This window comes from Limnohabitans sp. 2KL-51 (assembly GCF_003063645.1).
Lineage (GTDB): Bacteria > Pseudomonadota > Gammaproteobacteria > Burkholderiales > Burkholderiaceae_C > Limnohabitans_A.
Genome location: NZ_NESJ01000005.1, coordinates 90,777 through 110,109 on the forward strand (window position 1 = coordinate 90,777; position 19,333 = coordinate 110,109).

Sequence of the window (19,333 nt, forward strand, 5' to 3'; positions counted from 1 at the left end):
CCGCTTGAAGTTCTGGCAGCGTACCCTGGGCACTTTGGCCGCCGCTTGGCTTGCGGCTGAATTGTGCGTCTGGCTGGGCACGCCCATTCCCTGGATGCTGGGGCCCTTGCTGATCACGGCGCTGGCGTCCATGGCCGGCGCCCCGACTCACAGCGAGAACCTTTTGCGCAACGGGGGTCAGTGGGTGATTGGGGCCGCGCTTGGCTTGTATTTCACGCCCCAGGTCAGCGCCTTGGTGCTGGCCCAGTGGTGGGCTATTGTGTTGGCCGTGGTGTGGGCGCTGGCGCTGGGGGCCTTTTTTGGCCTGTGGTTGCAGCGCCAGCATGGCACTGAGTTGTCGCACTTATCGCCCCGCGCCCTGTTTGCCACCACGTATTTTTCCGGATCGATTGGCGGCGCGTCCGAGATGACGCTGTTGGCTGAACGCTATGGGGCGCGCACCGATCTGGTGGCGGCAGCGCACAGCATGCGCCTGGTGATGGTGGTGATCGCCGTGCCTTTTGGCATGCAGTGGGCACAACACCAGTGGGGTTTGACGGTGGATGCCTCTTTGTTGCCCGGTCCGCGTCTGGCGCAATGGCCGGGTTTGCTCTGGTTGGGCTTGGTGACGGCCGCCGGCGGCTGGGTGATGCTGAAGTTGGGCCGCACCAACCCTTGGTTCATGGGTTCGCTACTGACTTCAATGGCAGTGACCTTGGCGGGCTGGGAATGGTCGGCTGTCCCCAACGCGCTGACCAACGCTGCGCAGTTGGTCATCGGCGTAAGCTTGGGCATCCGGTTTCGGCGCGAATTCGTCAAAACAGCCCCCCGCTGGCTGGCCTCGGTGGCCTGGGGCTCGGTTTGGATGATGGGCGCTTCCGTGCTGTTTGGCATGGCCTTGGCATGGGGTACGGGCTTGCATCCGGCCATGCTGGTCTTGGGAACAGCGCCCGGAGGCATCACCGAAATGGCCATTACGGCCAAGGTGCTGCAACTGGGTGTGCCGGTGGTCACGGCTTTTCAGGTGTGCCGTTTGGTGGCTGTGTTGTTGATTGTGGGGCCGCTGTTTGCCTGGCTGTCACGCCGGCTGGCCAAGGCTTGAGCGTTGCTCAGTGCACCAATACGGGGTGCTGGGCCAAGCCTGTGTAGCCTTCAAGCGTGTCTTCCACTTCTTCCTGGGTAGGCGTGTGCTGTTGCCAGGCCTGAATTTGCTGCTGGAACATCTCGGCCCAAGATCCGTCCAGATAAACTTCTTTGCCCGAGCGTTTGTCCACGATTTCAAAACCATGGCGCTCTAGCTGGGGCTGGCTGCTGGTGGCGGATGTTTCAACCGGCGCATTGGCCAGCATGTGCATCACGGCAAAGGTTTCGGATTCGTACAACAGGTTCATGGGTTCATTCTCCCTCAACTTGTGCCTTGCAAGTGGGTGCATGTGTAACAACTTCAAATAGGTGTGGTTTTTGGTGCGCGCTGGGCCACAAGGGGTGGGGTTATGGCGTGAGGGGTAATGCGCTCAAGACTTGGCGTCCTGTCAGTTGAAGGTCGATGAAACTGCCACTGACTTGCGTGATGCGGATGCGAGCGGGCAGCCAATCGTGTGCGGCCGATACCCAGAACTCGACTTGCGCATCAAAGCGGTTGCGCGGCTGACACACCCATTTGACCGCTTGCAGGCTTTGGCCGTCTATTTGAAGCGTTTCCAGTTTTTCCAGCGTCAAAAGCCAGGGCAAGGCGTCGCGCACGGTGACCGTCTGGATTTGCAAGCGGGTGCCGGGCGTCATCTGTTGACCTGACTGCGCCATGGCGGCGGCCAACTGCACATACAGGCTGACCTGGTCTTGCGCACCGGCTTGCAAGGGCGCCTTGGGGGCGTTGCTGCTGAACACGATGCGCTCGTTCGGGCGATCAAAGTGGGCCGCCCGTTCGCTGCGCCAGCTGTCAGAAAAGCGGGTCGGGGCCAAGCCGGTGGCGTTGATCTGGCCTACGCTGCGCCAGTGCCTTGACCCCAGTAAAAAGGCTTTGACCGTCAGGCTCATGGCGTAGGCGCTGTCGTTGTGCTGCCAACGCAGCTCGCCTGAGGCTTGGTAAGTGATGCCTTTTTCCTGGCCACTGAGGCGGTAGCTCAGCAAGGCTGGGGAGGGCAGCGAGCCCAAGGCCATCTCGGGCAAGGCCATGGTGGCGTTGGCGATGCGCTCGGGGTGGGGTTCGGCGGACTTGGCGGCGGCTTCGATGGCTGCGACGCTCGGGATAGGACTTTGAATAGGTTCAGGCACCTCAGACTTGGCGGTGCTCGGGGTCTGCGTGCCAGGGGTCACAGCAAGGGCCTTGTCCGCGTTGGGGTCTGTAGTGGTGTCGGTCTGGGTGACAGGGAGCTGCGCTGGCACTGGGTCTGGGGTGGCCAGGGTGGCGACTTTGTCCAGCTCTTTATTCAGCTCTTTAGCCAACGCCTGTTCTGGCACGGGCGGGTCCGCGGGTGGAGAGGTGTTGTCTTCTGGCGTCGTGCTGGGGTCCGCTGCAGTTTTCTGTGTGTCTGGCTTGGGTGTGGGCGCAGGTTTTGGCGCGGGTTTGGGTTTGGGTTTTTCAACCAAGGCCACGCGCGTGCGGGCTTCAGGTGTTTGGCTGGGGTCCGAAGCCGCAGTGGCACCCGCTGGGGCTGGGATGGTTCGGGTCTGCATGGGGCCCGTGCGCAGCGTATGGGGTTTGCTCAGTTGCCAGTCCAGTGTGCCCGCCAGGCTCAGCAGCACCACCAGGTGCAGCGCCAACACCAGCGCTCCCCAGCACAGCAAGCTGCGTGTGCTTGGCCGCTCTGACCGCTGTGCGTCGGGCAGCGGCGGCTGGGGGTGAGTGGGCTGCACCGGGTTCATGGGTTCACACGGCGTGGGTCAAAGGTGTGGGCATGAGGAGGCCTTGAATGCGCAGGGTGCTGCACTCAGGCGGCGCGCCAACCCAGGTCGGCCGACAGTTGATGCGCAAATGCACGCAGCGGCTGAGCCACGGGGCCGTGCCAGTCGGCGTCGAAGGTGGCCGACGACCCCAGCGACACCACGCCCAAGGCCAAGTGCCCGTCTGCATCGAACACGGGCGCACACAGGCCTGAAATGCCCGGCAACAGCACATTGACCACTCGGCCCAGGCCTTGCGCCCGGGTCTCGCTCAGCATGGCTTGGACTTGTGCAGGGGTTGACGGCAAATCGCTGCGGCCCAGCTTGCGGGCCAGGGCCAGCTCGGCTTCGATCATGGGCTGGGCCTTGTCGGCTGCGCCGCCGTGGCCGATGAAGGCCGCAAAACACCGACCTGTGGCCGACGACAGAAGCGGCATCACATCGCCCAGGCGCAAGCTGACGGGCATGGCCAAAGGGGTTTCTTGCCAATGCACCAGGGTCGGCCCCCGGTTGCCCCAGACGGCCAGTGCCAAGGTGTGACCGGTTTGGTCCATCAAGGTAGGCAAGCGCTCGCGCGCCAGTTTGACCGCGTCCAGCCGGGACAATGTGGCCAGGCCCAATCGCAAAGTGGCGGGGCCGAGTTCATAGCGGGTGTTGCCATCCTGCACCACCAAGTTCAGGCGCTGAAAGCTCACCAGGTAGCGGTGGGCCTTGGCTGCACTCATGCCCGCCGCACTGGCCAGGTCGCGCAGCATCAAGGGGCCCGGGGCTTGGGCCAGTACGTCCAACAAGGCAAAACCCACCTCCACCGACTGGATGCCCGCGCGTTCTTTGTCCCCGTCCGGGGTCGTGTCCAAGGTGCTTTCGATGGCCATATGCTCTAGAATCTGGTTTCGTTTAGTTAAACGAGTTTAACAATGCGTAATTTAATACGTGATTCAGTCATGGTGAACTTGGCTTTGAATGACGGAACAAACAGGTAAAAATCATGAAATTGGCGACCTACAAAGACGGCTCACGCGATGGACAACTGGTGGTGGTTTCGCGCGACCTGAGTACCGCTCATTATGCGACCGGCATCGCCAGCAAGTTGCAGCAAGTGCTGGACGACTGGAACTTTCTGGCCCCCCAGCTCGAAGACCTGTACACCACCCTCAACCAGGGCAAAGCCCGCCACGCTTTCCCGTTTGACCCGGCGCAATGCATGGCCCCGCTGCCACGTGCCTACCAGTGGGCCGATGGCTCCGCCTACATCAACCATGTGGAGCTGGTCCGTGCGGCGCGCAACTCCGAAGTGCCCGCCAGTTTTTACACCGACCCGCTGATGTACCAAGGTGGCAGTGACGATCTTCTGGGCCCTTGCGACCCGGTGGTCTGCGCCAGCGAAGCCTTTGGCATCGACTTTGAAGCCGAGATCGCTGTCATCACCGGCGATGTGCCCATGCAAACCAGCGCTGACGATGCGATCGAGAGCGTGCGACTGCTCTTGCTGGCCAATGACGTGAGCCTGCGCAACCTGATACCTGCTGAGCTGGGCAAAGGTTTTGGCTTCTTGCAAAGCAAACCCGCCACCGCCTTCAGCCCCGTGGCCGTCACGCCCGACGAACTGGGCGACGCCTGGCAAGGCGGCCGCGTGCACCTGACGCTGCAGTCGACTTGGAACGGCCGCAAAGTCGGCATGTGCGAAGCCGGCCCCGAGATGACCTTCCACTTTGGTCAGTTGATCGCCCACATCTGCAAAACCCGCAACGTGCGCGCAGGCTCCATCGTGGGCAGCGGCACCGTGAGCAACAAAAGCGTGGAAGTCAACGGCAAACCTGAGTGGCCAAAAGGCTACAGCTGCATCGCCGAAAAACGCGCCATCGAAACCATCCTGGACGGCAAGCCTGGCACCGAATTCATGAAGTTCGGCGACACCATCCGCATCGAGATGAAGGGCCAAAACGGTGAGAGTTTGTTTGGCGCGATTGAGCAGGAAGTTGTGCCGCTGGAGCGCTAAAGCCAGTAGAGGGTCATTCCCTCGTGGGAGACCACCCTGTGGGCGATGGGCGTGGTAAACGCCCTGATCAGACTTAACGTTTGAGTTGCTGTCAATCCAAGGATTTGGCCTGAACACGGATACCCAGCTTGGGCGGATCGAAGTCGATGCCTTCACCGCCCGGAATGCCATCCATCACCTTCAGCAGGGGTGTGGTTGATTTTCCGGCCATGCGGTAGTAGTCGTCGATTTTGAGCAGGGCAAACGCGGGGCGGCCCCATTCGGTGATGAACACCGGACCCTCTAAGGCGGCACGTTTGACGGCTGAGACGCTTCGCGTGAAGTTGCCGCTTGTGAATGTGTGATTGCCCATGGTCGCCATCCCTCAGGTTTAAGATTTGTATGTTGCGAGTATGGGTTGATTTGTCAATCAAATTTCTCGATCAGCTGCATGCTGCTCGAAGCTGTGAGGCGTAAAAAAGCCATTTACGCTTCACATGTGAAGCGTAAATCCCTAAAATACGCTTCATGTACCTCTGGCAATCCCCTTGCTGGCCTGAATTTCAGGTTGATTTGACTGCGCTGCAACCGTCGCTGGCTGGTGCACGCTATGCACAAGGGCGTGCCATGGGGCTGGCCAGTCATCTGCAACTGATTGACCTGGGTGACTTGCAGTTGCAAGGCTGGGCCGACGAAGCCATCGCCACGGCGCAGATCGAGGGTGAAACGCTGCAAGTCAATTCAGTGCGGGCCTCTGCTGCTCGGCGGCTGGGTTTGGCCGATGCCAAAGCGCTGGAGCGCGACGCACGCACCGAAGCCACGCTCGATGTGCTGCAAGCGGCCATCGAACAAAGCCAGCAGCCCTTGAGCCACGACACTCTGTACGGCTGGCAAGCTGCCTTGTTCCCGACCGGACGCAGCGGCATCCAGAAAATTCGCACAGGCGCTTACCGTGACCATGCCGAACTCATGCAGATCGTCACGCCGCGTTTGGGCAAGCCCGACATCGTCCATTACCAAGCACCCGATTCGGCCGACGTGCCTGACCAGATGACGCAGCTGATCGACTGGTTCAACAGCAGCCTGAGCCAAACCGATGGCCTGGTGCGTGCGGCTCTGGCGCACCTGTGGCTAGAAGCCATTCACCCCTTTGAAGACGGCAACGGCCGTGTTGGAAGGGCGCTGGTAGAAATGGCCCTGGCGCAAGACCTGAAAACCGACAAACGCTTGTGGAGCCTGTCGCAGCAAATGTGGCTGGACCGGGCGGGGTACTACGCCCAACTGCAAGCGGCCACCGGGCAAGCCCACATGGACGTGACGCCTTGGGTGCAATGGTTTGTGGGCTGTGTGCACAAAGCCGCCGATGCCACCTTTGAGCATATGCAAGCGGCCATGCGCAAAACCCGCTTCTGGTCAGAACTGCGCGAGCAACACCCGCAACTCACGCCCACCCAAACAAAAGCGATCAACAAGCTCTATGACGTGGGGCCTGAAGGATTTGCCAACGGCATCAGCACCGAGAAATACGTGAACCTCTGCCGCGTGTCACGCGCCACCGCCTACCGCGAACTCACGGCGCTGTGCGAGATGGGGGTGTTGGTGCAGACGGGGGCGGGGCGGGGGACGCGGTATTGGCTGCAGGACCTGGATTTAAACCGTTTGCCGCGATTCCCCAGCGATCAGGCACCTTCAAAGTAATCCATGTCAATTTTCTTCAAGACATAGGTCGCCGATTGCGAAACACCAACGTCAAAGTCAATCATCAAACTCGCCAAACGTTGACCGTCGATCAAAACAACTTTGGTGTCAATGTTTTCAACGTAGATCTTGGCATCTTGGGTATACATCGAGGTCGTGATGAAGACACCTTTTCGTGCACGCTGACCTTGAAGAGCACCCACAAATTTTTGAATTTCAGGTCTGCCGACTGACCCCTGCCAGCGCTTTGCTTGAATAAAAATGGTATCGAGTCCGAGGCGATCTTCTTTGATGATGCCATCAATACCTCCATCACCCGACTGCCCCACTCGCTCCCCCGCGTCTCGCCTAGAACCTCCGTAGCCCATCTTCACAAGCAGCTCAACGACCAAGTTTTCGAAGAACTCTGGGGAGCATTCAAGAATCCTACTCAGAAGTTCATCTGCTAATTGATTTCGAAGTTCTTGGTGGGCAAGTTCAATGGTTTCTGCTGGAGATACTTCTAGACCCTCGCTTCCAGATGAAAGATCTTCGTTACGCGATGGTTTTGATGCGTTTTGGAAGGCAATGAATTCTGGAAATTGCTCAAGAAATTTGATATTGATGTGTGTGGGATTGTGCTCAAGCACTTGTCTGCCGCGTTGTGTAATGACATAAACACCGCGTTTTGGTGAATCAAGAAGACCTGCCTTCTTCAGGTAGGTTCGAGCCCAACCAACGCGACTCTTAAAGACAGTCATCTGTCCAGAAGGTAGCAGCGCGGTGAGATCTTCAGGCGTCAATTCAAATTTTTGTGCAATCCCTTCTTCGGTGTCCTTAGGGGTGTGCTCAGCCCCATCCGAAAGATGGAGGAGGAAAGGAAGCATGCAAGCCTGAAAATCTGGAACAGCCATAGAGGGACTCAATGAAGTTAACGCGATTTTGTGGCCCGAAAGCCAGAAACTCTGGAAATGGCACTCGAAGTCAGCCCAGCTTCTTCATCAACAACGCATTGACCTGCCCCGGATTGGCCTTGCCCTTGCTGGCTTTCATGATCGGGCCGACCAGGCCGTTCAGTGCCTTGGCGTTGCCCGCCTTGAACTCTTCGACGTTCTTGGGGTTGGCGGCCAGCACTTCGTCGATGATTTTTTCCAGCTCACCGGTGTCGTTCATTTGCTTGAGGCCTTTGGCTTCGATGATGGCGTCGACTTCGCCTTCTTTATTCCACAAGCCTTCAAACACTTGACGCGCCGCGTTGTTGCTGATGGTGTTGTCGCTGATGCGGCCGATGAGTGCCGCAAGTTGGGCTGCGCTCACCGGGGCTTGCTCGATGTCCAGCTCGCTGGCATTCAGGCGGCGTGAGACTTCGCCCATGATCCAGTTGCTGGCCAGTTTGGGCTGACCGCATGCCTTGGCGGTGGCTTCAAAGTAGGCGGCAACCGCCTTGCTTTGCGTGAGTTGCGTGGCGTCGTATTCGGGCAGCGCGTACTCTTTAACGAAGCGCTCGCCCATCACGCGGGGCAGCTCGGCCATTTCGCCTTTGACGCGCTCGACCCAGTCGCGGCCAATCACCAGGGGTGGCAGGTCCGGGTCCGGAAAGTAGCGGTAGTCGGCGGCGTCTTCCTTGGTACGCATGGCGCGGGTTTCGCCCGTGTCGGGGTCGAACAGCACGGTGGCTTGCTGGATGGTGTGGCCGTCTTCGATTTGGTCGATCTGCCAACGCACTTCGTAGTCGATGGCTTGCTGCATGAACTTGAAGCTGTTCAGGTTCTTGATCTCGCGGCGTGTGCCCAGCTGGCCACCGGGCTTGCGCACCGACACGTTGGCGTCGCAGCGGAAGCTGCCTTCTTGCATGTTGCCGTCGCAAATGCCGATCCAGGTGACGATTTTGTGCAGTTCTTTGGCGTAGGCCACGGCCTCTTCGCTGCTGCGCATGTCGGGCTGGGTCACGATTTCCAGCAAAGGCGTGCCAGCGCGGTTCAGGTCAATGCCGGACTGGCCACGGCCATCTCCGATGGACGCTCCCAAGCTCGAGTCTTCGTGCAGCGACTTGCCCGCGTCTTCTTCGAGGTGGGCACGCTCCAGGCGCACGGTTTTGCGAACGGTCTCTTTGCCCACTTCCAAGAAGAACGACACCTCGCCGCCTTGCACTACGGGGATCTCAAACTGGCTGATCTGGTAGCCCTTGGGCAGGTCGGGGTAGAAGTAGTTTTTGCGCGCAAAGATGCTCCGCTCGGCAATGTGCGCGTTGATGGCCAAGCCAAATTCGATGGCTCGTTCTACGGCGCCGATGTTCATCACGGGCAGCGTGCCGGGCAGGGCCATGTCCACCGCACAAGCTTGCGTGTTGGGCTCGGCACCAAACGCCACCGAGGCACGGCTGAAGATCTTGCTCTTGGTCGAGAGTTGGGCGTGTGTTTCAAAGCCGATGACGACTTCGTAGCCTTGGACGAGTTTGCTCATGGTGTTCAGACTCCTGCCGGTTTTTGCAGGTGGAAATCGGTGGCTTGTTGCAGGCGGTGTGCGGCGTTAAGCAGCTGGGCTTCCTTGAAGTAGTTGCCGATCAACTGCAGGCCCACGGGCATATTGCCCGCGCCAAAGCCTGCGGGCACGCTCATGCCGGGCAGGCCCGCCAGCGATGCGGGCAGGGTGAAGATGTCGGCCAGGTAGTCGGCAACCGGGTCGCCCGCGTTCTCGCCAAACTTCCAAGCCACCGACGGGGCCACGGGGCCTGCGATGACGTCGCATTCTTTGAACGCGTTTTGGAAGTCGTCGGCGATCATGCGGCGGATTTTTTGGGCCTGCAGGTAGTAGGCGTCGTAGTAGCCGTGACTCAGCACGTAGGCACCCGTCATGATGCGGCGCTTGACCTCGTTGCCAAAGCCTTCGGCGCGGGTCTTTTTGTACATGTCCACCAGGTCGGTGTAGTCCTTGGCGCGGTGGCCAAACTTCACGCCGTCAAAGCGGCTGAGGTTGGAGCTGGCTTCGGCCGGGGCAATGATGTAGTACACCGGAATCGACAATTCGGTGCGCGGCAGACTGATGGGCACCAGCTTGGCACCGAGCTTTTCGTATTCGCGCAAAGCACCATCGACGGCGGCACGCACATCGGCGCTCAGGCCCTCGCCAAAGAACTCTTTAGGAATGCCAATGCGCAGGCCTTCGATTGAGTTGTTGAGTGACGCGGTGAAGTCTTCGGCAGGCACGTCGAGCGAGGTGGAGTCGCGGTCAAGATCAGAGCCGCACATGGCGCTCAGCAACAGCGCGCAGTCTTCGGCGGTGCGGGCCATGGGGCCGCCTTGGTCAAGGCTGGAGGCGTAGGCGATCATGCCGTAGCGGCTGGCGCGGCCATAGGTGGGCTTGATGCCGGTGATGCCGCAAAAGCTGGCGGGCTGGCGGATCGAGCCGCCTGTGTCGGTGCCGGTGGCCGCAGGCACCAAGCGTGCCGCCACAGCGGCGGCGCTTCCGCCCGACGAGCCACCGGGAACGCGGGCCGTGTCCCAGGGGTTGGTGACTTTGCCAAAAGCTGAGTTTTCGTTGGCCGAACCCATAGCGAACTCGTCGCAGTTGAGCTTGCCTACGGTCACCATGCCTGCGCCGCCCGATGCAGACGCGCCGAGTTTTTGCACCAGCGTGGCGTCAAATGGCGATCGGTAACCGGTCAGGATTTTGGAGCCTGCAGTGGTGGCGAAGTCGCGGGTCACAAACACGTCTTTGTGGCCCACAGGCACGCCTTCGAGTGGGCCTGCGGTGCCAGCGGCCAAGCGAGCGTCGCTCGCTTGCGCTTGGGCCAGCGTCACTTCGCTGTCGATATCGAGGAACGCGTTGTGCGGGTTGCCGCCCAGTCGGGCCAAAAAACCGGTGGCCACTTCTACAGCGCTCACCTGTTTGGTCTTGAGGGCCTGGGCCAGTTCGGCCACGGTCATGTCATGAAAAGAATTCATCGTGCGGCTCACTCGATCACCTTGGGCACCAAAAACAGCCCACGCTCGACGGCGGGGGCGCTGCGCTGGTTCAGGTCGCGTTGATTGGGTTCGCTGGCTACGTCTGGCCGTAGGCGCAGCGTGATGTCCTGGATGGCGGCCACGGGGTGGGCCATCGGCTCTATGCCGGAGGTGTCCACGGCCTGCATGGCCTGGACGATGCCGAAAAAGCCATTGATTTGCGTGAGCATGCGCTCACTTTCTTCGGGTTTAAGCTCCAGCCGAGCCAAATTGGCGATGCGGGCAATATCCTGTGGGGTCAGCGACATGGTTTGAAAAAGGGGGTGTAAAGGTCGATTTTTCCAGGCCTGACTGCGATGGCGCACGCGCGACGCGTCAGGGGATCGGGTATTATCCCGTGTTTGCTGAAGGGTTCGGAACGCCCTGAAAACCAGCCCTTTTCGACCCACACGATTTGACCGTTGTGCTGTCCGCCACTGGGTTTTCCGGTGTTTGCGGGCTCATGAGCACCCAAGGATTTCCGATGTTTTCTTCTTTTCGCCGTTATTTCTCCAGTGACCTTGCCATTGATCTGGGCACTGCCAACACCCTGATTTTTGTGCGCGACAAAGGCATCGTCCTGGACGAGCCTTCGGTTGTTGCGATCCGCCACGAAGGTGGCCCCCAAGGCAAAAAGACTTTGCAAGCCGTTGGCCATGAAGCCAAGGCCATGCTGGGCAAGGTGCCCGGTAACATCGAAGCCATTCGTCCCATGAAGGACGGCGTGATCGCCGACTTCACGGTGACTGAGCAAATGCTCAAGCAATTCATCCGCATGGTGCACCCCCGCAGCACCTTCCGACCCAGCCCCCGCATCATCATTTGCGTGCCTTGCGGCTCCACCCAGGTTGAGCGCCGGGCTATTCGCGAATCGGCTTTGGGCGCAGGCGCTTCCGAGGTGTATTTGATCGAAGAACCCATGGCTGCAGCCATCGGCGCGGGTTTGCCGGTTTCCGAAGCCTCCGGCTCGATGGTGGTGGACATTGGTGGCGGCACCACCGAAGTCGGTGTGATCTCGCTGGGCGGCATGGTCTACAAAGGCAGCGTGCGCGTGGGTGGCGACAAGTTCGACGAGGCCATCATCAGCTATATCCGCCGCAACTACGGCATGCTGATTGGCGAGCCCACGGCGGAATCGATCAAGAAAAACATTGGCTCGGCCTTCCCCGGCAGCGAAGTCAAGGAGATGGAAGTCAAGGGCCGCAACCTGTCCGAAGGCGTGCCACGCAGCTTCACCATCAGCTCCAACGAAATCTTGGAGGCGCTGACCGACCCGCTCAACCAGATCGTCTCCGCTGTCAAAACCGCGCTCGAGCACACCCCGCCTGAGTTGGGTGCCGACATCGCCGAGCGCGGCATGATGCTCACGGGCGGCGGCGCTTTGCTGCGCGACCTGGACCGTCTGCTTGCCGAAGAAACCGGTTTGCCGGTGTTGGTGGCCGAAGACCCGCTGACCTGCGTGGCGCGCGGTTGCGGCATGGCGCTGGAGCGCATGGATCAGCTGGGCAGCATTTTCACCAGCGAATAAGAACAGGGCGGTTGCAGTTTTCCTGCAACCCAACTTTTCCAACCCACCACCATCCGGTGCAATTGAACCATGGCCCTGGATACGCTTGAACGCAGTACCCCCCCGACCTTCCGGCAGGGCTTGTCCATCACGTCCAAGACCTTGCTGCTGGGGCTGCTCGCGGTGTTGCTGATGGCGGCCGACCATCGTTTACAGATCTCCCAACCTATCCGTTCGGGTGTGGCCTTGGTTCTTGCCCCTTTGCAGTGGGTGTCACTGCAGCCGGTGAATGCGGTCAACGCCCTGACGCGTTATTTTGGTAATCTGGAAGAGGCGCAAGATGCGGCCTTGAGCTTTCAGACCCGTACCATCGCACAGGCCCAACGTTTGCAGCAAGTGGAGCAACTCAGTCAGGAAAACGCCCATTTGCGGCAACTGCTCGATTTGCGGTCCCAAGTGGCAGGCCCGTCCAAGGCGGTGCAGGTGCTCTACGACACCTCTGACCCCTATACACAACGTGTGGTGGTGGACCGTGGCCTGATGGCTGGCATTGTCCCAGGCTCGGCGGTCATCGACACGACCGGGGTGGTCGGTCAGGTCACCCGCGTTTACCCCTTGGTCAGCGAAGTCACTCTGCTGACCGATCGGACTCAGAGCATTCCGGTCATGAACGCCCGAACGGGCAGCCGTCATGTGGCCAATGGCGATCCTCAAGCACTGAGCGGCTCGCTTGACTTGAAGTTTGTGCCTGCAGGTGCAGACATGCAAAAAGGCGATCTGCTGACCACCAGTGGCATCGATGGTGTGTACCCAGCAGGCTTGCATGTAGGGCGCATTGCCCGGATTGATCGCCGAGTGGACTCGTCGTTTGCCCGTGTACATGCCGAGCCTATGGCCACAGAGCGTGGTCGTCATTTGCTGGTTTTACAGCCGGTCAAGGACTGGCCCGAGCCGCCAAAGCCAGAGCCGATCAAAGCGCCCAAAGCCAAGTCTCAAGTGCCCGCCATGCCCCCCGTAGGAGCCAAGCCATGATCATGCCCGCAGGGCGTCCCCTGCTCTTGCCTGCCAATCCCAAGTTCATTGCCATGAGTTTTGTCTTGGCCTTGTTGCTGCACATGTGGTTGGGTCTCTTGGGCTGGTACTGGCTGCCCGATGTGCTGGCCATTGTGATGGTCTTTTGGACCGTGCACCAACCACGCCGAGTGGGGTTAGTGCTGGCCTTTTTGCTGGGCTTGGCCCTGGATGTTCACGAGTCCGCCTTATTGGGGCAAAACGCGCTGTCTTATGTGGTGCTGTCTGGACTGGCCACGGTGGCGCAGCGGCGGATGGATTGGTTCCCCTTGCGAGAGCAGGCGTTACAAATTTTGCCGCTCTTTGTGGTCGCTGCCCTTGTGGAGTGGCTCACAAGACTGGTGGCGCATGATGCCTGGCCCGCATGGAGTCAGCTGCCAGGGCCTTTGCTGCAGGCGGCCTTGTGGCCCTTGGTGGGGGCCTTGCTGCTGGCACCCCAACGTCGCGCTTTTGAGCGTGACGACATCCGTCCGCTTTGAGCATGTCCTTGAACCTGACCACATTGGCCGAGCTGCGAGACACGCGCGCTGAAATTCACCGCTTTCAAGACCGTGTGCTTGTCATGCAGTGGGTGGTGTTGTGCTGCTTTTTGCTGCTGGCCAGCCGGTTGGCTTATTTGCAAGTGGTTCGCCACGAGGATCTTTTGGCACAAGCCGAGAACAATCGCACAGCCATCTTGCCCACGGTGCCACCGCGTGGCACGATTTTGGACCGCAACAGCGTGGTTCTGGCGAGCAATTATTCAGCGTACACGCTGGAGATCACGCCTTCTAAAGTCAAGGACCTGGAGGCTACGATCAACGAACTGGCCGAGTTGGTCGACATCCAGACCAAGGACCGTCGCCGCTTCAAGCGACTGAGGGAGGAATCCAAGAGCTTTGACTCGCTGCCCATTCGCAATCGTTTGACCGATGAAGAGGTGGCCCGCTTCAGTGCGCAAAGTTACCGATTCCCTGGCGTAGAGATCAAGGCTCGATTATTCCGTCAGTACCCGTACAGCGAGTTAGCCAGCCATGTGATTGGCTACATCGGACGCATCAACCCGCGTGACAAGGAGCGGCTGGAAGAGGATGAGGACGCAGCCGCCAATTACCGGGGCACCGAATATATTGGCAAGCTGGGTGTAGAGCAGCGCTACGAGCGCGAGCTCCATGGCATCACGGGCGTCAACGAGGTGGAAACTTCCGCAGGGGGGCGAGCCACACGCAGCTTGTCAAGCCGTCCCGCCATACCTGGGCAAAACGTGGTCTTGTCCATCGACATTCAACTGCAGAAAATGGTGGAAGACTTGTTCGGGAACCGGCGCGGAGCCCTGGTGGCGCTGGATCCCAACAACGGCGAGGTACTCGCCTTTGTGAGCAAGCCCACCTTTGACCCCAACTTGTTTGTCGACGGCATAGATGTCGAAAATTGGCAGATGCTCAACGAGTCGATCGACAAGCCGTTGCTCAACCGGGCATTGCGCGGCACCTACCCGCCAGGCTCGACCTACAAGCCTTTCATGGCCATAGCCGCTTTGTCTACGGGCAAGCGCAGTGCCACTACCATCATCAACGATGCAGGCTCTTGGACGTATGGTGGGCACACTTTCCGCAGCCATGGCGATGCCGGACTTGGCCCGGTCGACATGGTGCGATCCATTGTGCTGTCGAGCAACGTGTATTACTACTCGCTGGCCAATGACATGGGGGTGGATGTGATTCACGACTTCATGAAGCCGCTGGGTTTTGGCCAGAGCACTGGCATTGACTTGCCCGGCGAAGTGCGCGGCATCTTGCCCAGCACCGAGTGGAAGCGCAACTATTACAAAAAGCCCGAGCAAAAGAAGTGGTACGGCGGCGAGACCATCTCGCTGGGCATTGGTCAGGGGTACAACACCTTCACCATGCTGCAATTGGCCTCGGCCACAGCCACGCTGGCCAATGGCGGCCTGCAGTTCAAGCCACGGGTGGTCACTGCCACGCAGGATGCCTTGACCCATGCTCAGGTGGAGGTGAATGCGCAGCAAGCTCTGAGTTTGGGCTACAAGCCTGAGCATGTGGAAGTGGTTCACAAAGGCTTGGTGGGAGTGGTCACCTCGGGCACCTCGGCGCGTGTTTTTACCGGGGCGGCTTACACCAGTGCCGGGAAAACCGGCACAGCGCAAGCGGTGACCATTGGGCAAAAAGACAAATACGACGCGGGCAAACTGTCTGAATACCAACGCGATCACGCCTTGTACATGGCCTACGCACCGGCTGAAAAGCCGCGAATTGCGGTGGCGGTGGTGGTAGAGAACGCAGGTTTTGGCGCGGCTTCGGCTGCCCCTATTGCAAGGCGTGTATTTGACTATTGGCTGTTGGGCCAATACCCCAGCGAAGAAGACATGGCGGCCACCCAAAAAGGCCAGTCTGCCAGTCCGATAGGCAAGCCGCGGGCCAAATCCGAAGTGCCTTTGTTGGCCCCCACAACCTTGCCTGCTGGCAGAGCCGAAAAACCCTGATGCGGGTGTTCAGCTGGCGAAGACCGTAGCCAGATCGGTAAGGTCTGGAGAAGGCACATCAGTGAGTCAACCGCCAGGGCAGCGGGAACAACCCGAACACCCGCTCATGCATGAGCCTGAATTCAAGTGACGTTCAGACCTTTGTGGGGTCTGTGGCCATCGTGTCAAATTTTTTGAAGTAATGTTTGGCCAGAGCCACCAGCTGGCCGTCAGAGGGGTGGTCACTGGCGATGCTGTCGACGATGGCTGCAGCGGTGCTTTTTTGGTGGGCTGCGCACCAGTCACGGAATTCGTTGCGAACCAGGCCTGGTCCGGTCACCAACACTTCGTGTGCACCTGAGAGGACTTGGGCCACCTCGACGTAAAAGGCAGCAGTGTCACCGGCTTTGCCTTGGTGTTTGTGGTGGCTGCGCGAATGGATGCGCTTAGCTTCTATGTGCTCACGGTCAAACATGAGCACATGGGCTTCCTGGTGGTCCATCCAGACGACGGCGTGAAAAGTACTCATCAAAATCCTTGGTAAAAAAATCAGCGGCGTTGTTCAGCCACGGTTTGGCAATCGATGCAGCGTTTGGCTGTGGGGTAAGCGTTCAGGCGTGCAGGTGCAATGGTCATGCCGCAGTCGGTGCACTGGCCATAGGTGCCCCCATCCATGCGTGCCAGTGCGGCTTCTATGTCGCCCAGCTCAGCCGTTTCGTGCTCGTTCATGGCGAACTCGTCGTTGCGCTCGGAAATGGCCTGCGCCCGGTCATCAAAGCTGCGCACATCGTGCTCTGCCGCCATGTCGGCGCGCGAGACCAAACCCCCACGCTGCTCTGCGATGCGCTGCAGCAGTTGCGCGCGCTCTTGCAAAAGGCGTTCGCGGTGGAGGGGGAGGGTTGGGGTGTGGGATGAAGTCATGGCTTCATCCTAGGTGCCTGTGGTGAGGAGGTATTGATGTGGGTCAACCCCTGCTGCTCAAGGGCACCAGCCATGGACAGGGGTTGATGTGCCTCAAGCGCTCAAGCACACAGATTTAGCTTTTGGCTTTCATGCGTGACATCATCAATTCCATGTTGGCTTTGCGGTCAGCGTTGACTTTTTGCATGTGGGGGCGTTCGCCTATCATTTTGAGGTACTCACGCGCTGGCAACTCGGCCAAAAAGTCTTTGCCGTAAATCAGCTTGGTGGCACCCGAAATCAGGGGCAGGTGCGTGACGGCTGCGCAGTCGGCCAGCGTCAGGCTGTCGCCCGCAATGAAGGGCGAGAACTTGGCCAGTTTGGCAAACGCGGCGACGTTCTTTTCCAGTTGCGCAGCGGTCTTTTCTTTCACCGAGTCGCTCACCTTGCCACCGAAAAACGCTTCGGGATACAGGTTGCGTGCCACCAATTCCAGGTGCATGTCCAGAAACAGCGCCAATTCGCGGACTTTGGCGGCGGCAAAAGGGTCGGCTGGTATCAAGGGGTTTTGCGGGTACTTTTGCTCGATGTATTCGAGCATCACGGCCGACTCGCACATCGCGCCATCAGGTGTCTTGAGGTAAGGCACTTTGCCCAAGGGGCTGGCGGCAGCGTCGGTGGCACCCACCCACGCCAGCTCTTCTTCAAAAGGCACGCCTTTTTCGAGCAGGGCGAATTTGACTTTGTTGTGGTAATTGCTGGCTGCGAAGCCGCAGAGTGTGAGCATGGGGGTCTCCAGTTAAGTAGGTAGAACACAGATTAGCCTATGGTGCTGAACTGACGAGTCACCAATATGCCTGTAAGGTCCATATCAAGACCCCCCTCCAAAATGTTGCCACCCTTTATTCGGAGCCCGTATGTTGGAGCGACTTGTTTACCGCTCACAAGCCACCCACAAACTCGGTAGCTTGCATTTGTTCAATTTGCTGGTGCAGTGCCGCAAACGCAACCTGAGCTTGGGCATCACGGGGCATTTGCTCTACACCGAGGAAATTTTTGTTCAGTGCATCGAGGGCCCCAGTGGCTCCATCGACACTTTGTGGAGAAGCCTCCAGCGCGATGAGCGGCACCACAATGTAGAACTGTTAGCGCGAGGCCCCATCACCGATCGGCAGTTTTCAGATTGGGCCATGGCGTTTTCCTCCTATGCGCATTTCGACAAGTACGATATTCCCGGTTTTTTTCCGGTGGATGCCCAAGGCATGTCCCGTGCGGCCGATCGTTGCGCACAGTGGGCAAACGCCCCATATTCGGACGAAAAAGCCGAAACAACCCTCTGAAGAGACGGGTGCATGGACCGGGTGAGTCCAGAGGCCTCAACCTTCAATGCCATAATTCCCGCCATGTTCAGTCTGCAATCCCTGCGCAACGCCCCCCGCCTCACCCGCCTCGTGCTGGTGTGGTTTGCGTTGTTTGTGGGGGTGGCCGTGGCTTCGCCGCTGGTCAACCCAGAGGGCGTGCAACTGGTGTGCACCACAGCGGGCAGCGTCAAGTTGCTTCAGCTCGATGCCGATGGCGAGGAAGCGCAAGGCAGCCACCACGGCTTGCACTGCCCCTTGTGTTTGCCGGTGGCCGCGCCCCCGGTGGTGTCTGTTTCAGCGCCAGTCCATGTCGGGCTGTCTCATGCGCTGCGTCCTCTAGAGCAGGCCCGGCTGGCTTCGCTCATCGGCCTGCCTTGGCAGGCCCGCGCTCCCCCCTCTTTTTCTTGATCACGGCAGCTGTTTGACGGCCAAGTGCGGCGTGCCCGCATGAGCCGCTAACCTGCCCGTGATCCGGTGCGCTGGCTTTCAAGCGGCGCCATACCCTCTCCCCTCGTGTCTTTTTTTAACTGGAGTTCGCCATGAAACGCGTTTTTGTCTCTTTTGCCGTCCTGATGTCGGCCCTGTTCAGCCAGGCCCAAGCCCAAGTCACCGTCAAAGACGCTTGGGTGCGTGCTACCGTGGCGCAGCAAAAAGCCACAGGTGCTTTCATGCAACTGCAGTCAAGCCAAGACGCCAAGTTGATCTCGGCCCAGTCGCCTGTGGCGGGTGTGGTGGAGGTGCACGAGATGGCCATGGACGGCGGCGTCATGAAAATGCGTGCGGTGCCCAGCTTGGCCTTGCCCGCTGGCAAAGCGGTGGACCTCAAGCCCGGTGGTTACCACGTCATGCTGATGGACCTGAAAGGCCAGGTCAAAGACGGTGACACCGTGCCCGTGACCCTGGTGGTTGAAGGCAAAGACGGCAAGCGCCAGAACATCGAGATCAAGGCCTCTGCACGCATGGCCGCAGCACCCGCCATGAAGCATGGCGACGGCCACATGCACAAGCATTGATTTCGTAACTTTTTTCTGATCCATCCATGACCTGGACTTCAGCCCAACTGCGCAGGCTCAGCCTGTGGCTGCTGTGCGCGATGCTGCTGGCGGCTTTGGCCCCCACGCTCTCGCGTGCGCGGGCATGGAGCCAGGGCAGCGCCGTGCCATGGATGGAGGTGTGCACCACCGAGGGCAGACAGCAGACGGTGCACAACCAGCAGGGCAATGCACAGGGCGACGAAGGTTCTTTGCCAGGCGCGGCCATGCTCGACCATTGCGCCTTGTGCGTGTTGGCCAGCGACCGCATGGCGCCCCCGCCCACACCTTTATCGTGGCAGGCTTTGCCACAAGCGCCGCCCTTGTTGGCGCACTTGGATCCACACATGCCTCAAGCCGTCCCCTGCTGGACGGTTCACTCCCGCGCCCCGCCTGCCCACGCCTGAAGTCAGCCGTGGCAGGCCGGGCTCATGCCCGCCTGCTGTTCGCCAGGAGCCTGCTTTCATGCAGGTGCACTGGCCCATTCAGTCAGGAGCAGCGT

The 19,333-nt window shown here is 59.7% G+C and carries 22 protein-coding genes; 11 read left to right on the top strand and 11 right to left on the bottom strand.

All coding sequences use genetic code 11. The features are described from left to right. Positions 1 to 4: 4 nt before the first annotated feature. On the top strand, positions 5 to 1,081 hold the full coding sequence (locus tag B9Z49_RS06530) for an AbrB family transcriptional regulator (RefSeq protein WP_108352630.1): 1,077 nt from the start codon (positions 5 to 7) through the stop codon (positions 1,079 to 1,081). A 7-nt stretch (positions 1,082 to 1,088) separates the two neighbouring features. On the opposite strand, the gene B9Z49_RS06535 is transcribed toward B9Z49_RS06530, so the two are convergent. From B9Z49_RS06535 to B9Z49_RS06545, 3 genes are all read right to left on the bottom strand, one after another. Then, entirely contained in the window at positions 1,089 to 1,370 is a 282-nt protein-coding gene (locus B9Z49_RS06535; protein WP_108352631.1) for a DUF3567 domain-containing protein, read from the bottom strand. 100 nt (positions 1,371 to 1,470) lie between these two features. Continuing rightward, a complete protein-coding gene (locus B9Z49_RS06540; RefSeq protein WP_233254535.1) occupies positions 1,471 to 2,844 on the bottom strand; it encodes a DUF3108 domain-containing protein in 1,374 nt (457 codons plus the stop codon). Between the two features lie 65 nt (positions 2,845 to 2,909). After that, positions 2,910 to 3,737, bottom strand: a complete 828-nt coding sequence (locus tag B9Z49_RS06545; RefSeq protein ID WP_108352632.1) for an IclR family transcriptional regulator — start codon at positions 3,735 to 3,737, stop codon at positions 2,910 to 2,912. 113 nt (positions 3,738 to 3,850) lie between these two features. Here B9Z49_RS06545 and B9Z49_RS06550 point away from each other — a divergent pair, with 113 nt between their 5' ends. After that, positions 3,851 to 4,861 carry a fumarylacetoacetate hydrolase family protein gene (locus B9Z49_RS06550; RefSeq protein ID WP_108352633.1) on the top strand — a complete coding sequence of 337 codons (1,011 nt, stop codon included), beginning with the start codon at positions 3,851 to 3,853 and terminating at the stop codon, positions 4,859 to 4,861. A gap of 91 nt (positions 4,862 to 4,952) precedes the next feature. Here B9Z49_RS06550 and B9Z49_RS06555 read toward each other — a convergent pair whose 3' ends face one another. Beyond that, the gene (locus B9Z49_RS06555; RefSeq protein ID WP_108352805.1) at positions 4,953 to 5,213 is read right to left on the bottom strand and encodes a prevent-host-death protein; all 261 of its coding nucleotides are present in this window, start codon (positions 5,211 to 5,213) and stop codon (positions 4,953 to 4,955) included. Between the two features lie 155 nt (positions 5,214 to 5,368). On the opposite strand from B9Z49_RS06555, the gene B9Z49_RS06560 reads away from it, so the two are divergent. After that, on the top strand, positions 5,369 to 6,538 hold the full coding sequence (locus B9Z49_RS06560) for a Fic family protein (RefSeq protein ID WP_108352634.1): 1,170 nt from the start codon (positions 5,369 to 5,371) through the stop codon (positions 6,536 to 6,538). Here the strand turns inward: B9Z49_RS06560 and B9Z49_RS06565 are convergent. The 4 genes from B9Z49_RS06565 to gatC all read right to left on the bottom strand — a co-directional run bounded on the left by B9Z49_RS06565 (position 6,520) and on the right by gatC (position 10,769). Then, entirely contained in the window at positions 6,520 to 7,431 is a 912-nt protein-coding gene (locus B9Z49_RS06565) for a restriction endonuclease (protein WP_108352635.1), read from the bottom strand. The genes B9Z49_RS06560 and B9Z49_RS06565 overlap by 19 nt on opposite strands. 70 nt (positions 7,432 to 7,501) lie before the next feature. Further along, positions 7,502 to 8,980, bottom strand: a complete 1,479-nt coding sequence (gene gatB / locus B9Z49_RS06570; RefSeq protein WP_108352636.1) for an Asp-tRNA(Asn)/Glu-tRNA(Gln) amidotransferase subunit GatB — start codon at positions 8,978 to 8,980, stop codon at positions 7,502 to 7,504. A gap of 5 nt (positions 8,981 to 8,985) precedes the next feature. After that, positions 8,986 to 10,461 carry an Asp-tRNA(Asn)/Glu-tRNA(Gln) amidotransferase subunit GatA gene (gatA, locus tag B9Z49_RS06575; protein WP_108352637.1) on the bottom strand — a complete coding sequence of 492 codons (1,476 nt, stop codon included), beginning with the start codon at positions 10,459 to 10,461 and terminating at the stop codon, positions 8,986 to 8,988. A gap of 8 nt (positions 10,462 to 10,469) precedes the next feature. Beyond that, on the bottom strand, positions 10,470 to 10,769 hold the full coding sequence (gatC, locus tag B9Z49_RS06580; protein WP_108352638.1) for an Asp-tRNA(Asn)/Glu-tRNA(Gln) amidotransferase subunit GatC: 300 nt from the start codon (positions 10,767 to 10,769) through the stop codon (positions 10,470 to 10,472). Positions 10,770 to 10,984: 215 nt separating this feature from the next. On the opposite strand from gatC, the gene B9Z49_RS06585 reads away from it, so the two are divergent. The 4 genes from B9Z49_RS06585 (at position 10,985) to mrdA (ending at position 15,560) form a co-directional block, all read left to right on the top strand. Then, on the top strand, positions 10,985 to 12,028 hold the full coding sequence (locus B9Z49_RS06585) for a rod shape-determining protein (RefSeq protein ID WP_100120121.1): 1,044 nt from the start codon (positions 10,985 to 10,987) through the stop codon (positions 12,026 to 12,028). A 69-nt stretch (positions 12,029 to 12,097) separates the two neighbouring features. Continuing rightward, positions 12,098 to 13,039: a rod shape-determining protein MreC gene (gene mreC, locus B9Z49_RS06590; protein WP_108352639.1), complete on the top strand. Its 942-nt coding sequence runs from the start codon at positions 12,098 to 12,100 to the stop codon at positions 13,037 to 13,039. Further along, entirely contained in the window at positions 13,036 to 13,557 is a 522-nt protein-coding gene (gene mreD / locus B9Z49_RS06595) for a rod shape-determining protein MreD (protein ID WP_108352640.1), read from the top strand. Before mreC ends, mreD begins: the two co-directional genes overlap by 4 nt. Before the next feature lie 23 nt (positions 13,558 to 13,580). After that, a complete protein-coding gene (gene mrdA, locus B9Z49_RS06600; protein ID WP_108352806.1) occupies positions 13,581 to 15,560 on the top strand; it encodes a penicillin-binding protein 2 in 1,980 nt (659 codons plus the stop codon). Positions 15,561 to 15,693: 133 nt separating this feature from the next. On the opposite strand, the gene B9Z49_RS06605 is transcribed toward mrdA, so the two are convergent. The 3 genes from B9Z49_RS06605 to B9Z49_RS06615 all read right to left on the bottom strand — a co-directional run bounded on the left by B9Z49_RS06605 (position 15,694) and on the right by B9Z49_RS06615 (position 17,226). Continuing rightward, positions 15,694 to 16,068, bottom strand: coding sequence for a hypothetical protein (locus B9Z49_RS06605; protein ID WP_108352641.1), 375 nt, complete (start codon positions 16,066 to 16,068; stop codon positions 15,694 to 15,696). Positions 16,069 to 16,088: 20 nt separating this feature from the next. Beyond that, entirely contained in the window at positions 16,089 to 16,460 is a 372-nt protein-coding gene (locus B9Z49_RS06610) for a TraR/DksA C4-type zinc finger protein (protein ID WP_199225001.1), read from the bottom strand. Positions 16,461 to 16,575: 115 nt separating this feature from the next. Beyond that, entirely contained in the window at positions 16,576 to 17,226 is a 651-nt protein-coding gene (locus tag B9Z49_RS06615; RefSeq protein ID WP_108352643.1) for a glutathione S-transferase, read from the bottom strand. 130 nt (positions 17,227 to 17,356) lie between these two features. Between B9Z49_RS06615 and B9Z49_RS06620 the strand changes: the two genes are divergently transcribed. From B9Z49_RS06620 to B9Z49_RS06635, 4 genes are all read left to right on the top strand, one after another. Continuing rightward, positions 17,357 to 17,779: a BLUF domain-containing protein gene (locus B9Z49_RS06620; RefSeq protein ID WP_108352644.1), complete on the top strand. Its 423-nt coding sequence runs from the start codon at positions 17,357 to 17,359 to the stop codon at positions 17,777 to 17,779. Positions 17,780 to 17,842: 63 nt separating this feature from the next. Further along, complete coding sequence (locus B9Z49_RS06625) at positions 17,843 to 18,208, top strand: DUF2946 family protein (RefSeq protein ID WP_108352645.1); 366 nt, start codon at positions 17,843 to 17,845, stop codon at positions 18,206 to 18,208. 131 nt (positions 18,209 to 18,339) lie between these two features. Beyond that, positions 18,340 to 18,813, top strand: a complete 474-nt coding sequence (locus B9Z49_RS06630; protein WP_108352646.1) for a copper chaperone PCu(A)C — start codon at positions 18,340 to 18,342, stop codon at positions 18,811 to 18,813. Between the two features lie 26 nt (positions 18,814 to 18,839). Next, positions 18,840 to 19,238, top strand: a complete 399-nt coding sequence (locus B9Z49_RS06635) for a DUF2946 family protein (RefSeq protein WP_108352647.1) — start codon at positions 18,840 to 18,842, stop codon at positions 19,236 to 19,238. Positions 19,239 to 19,333: the final 95 nt, after the last annotated feature.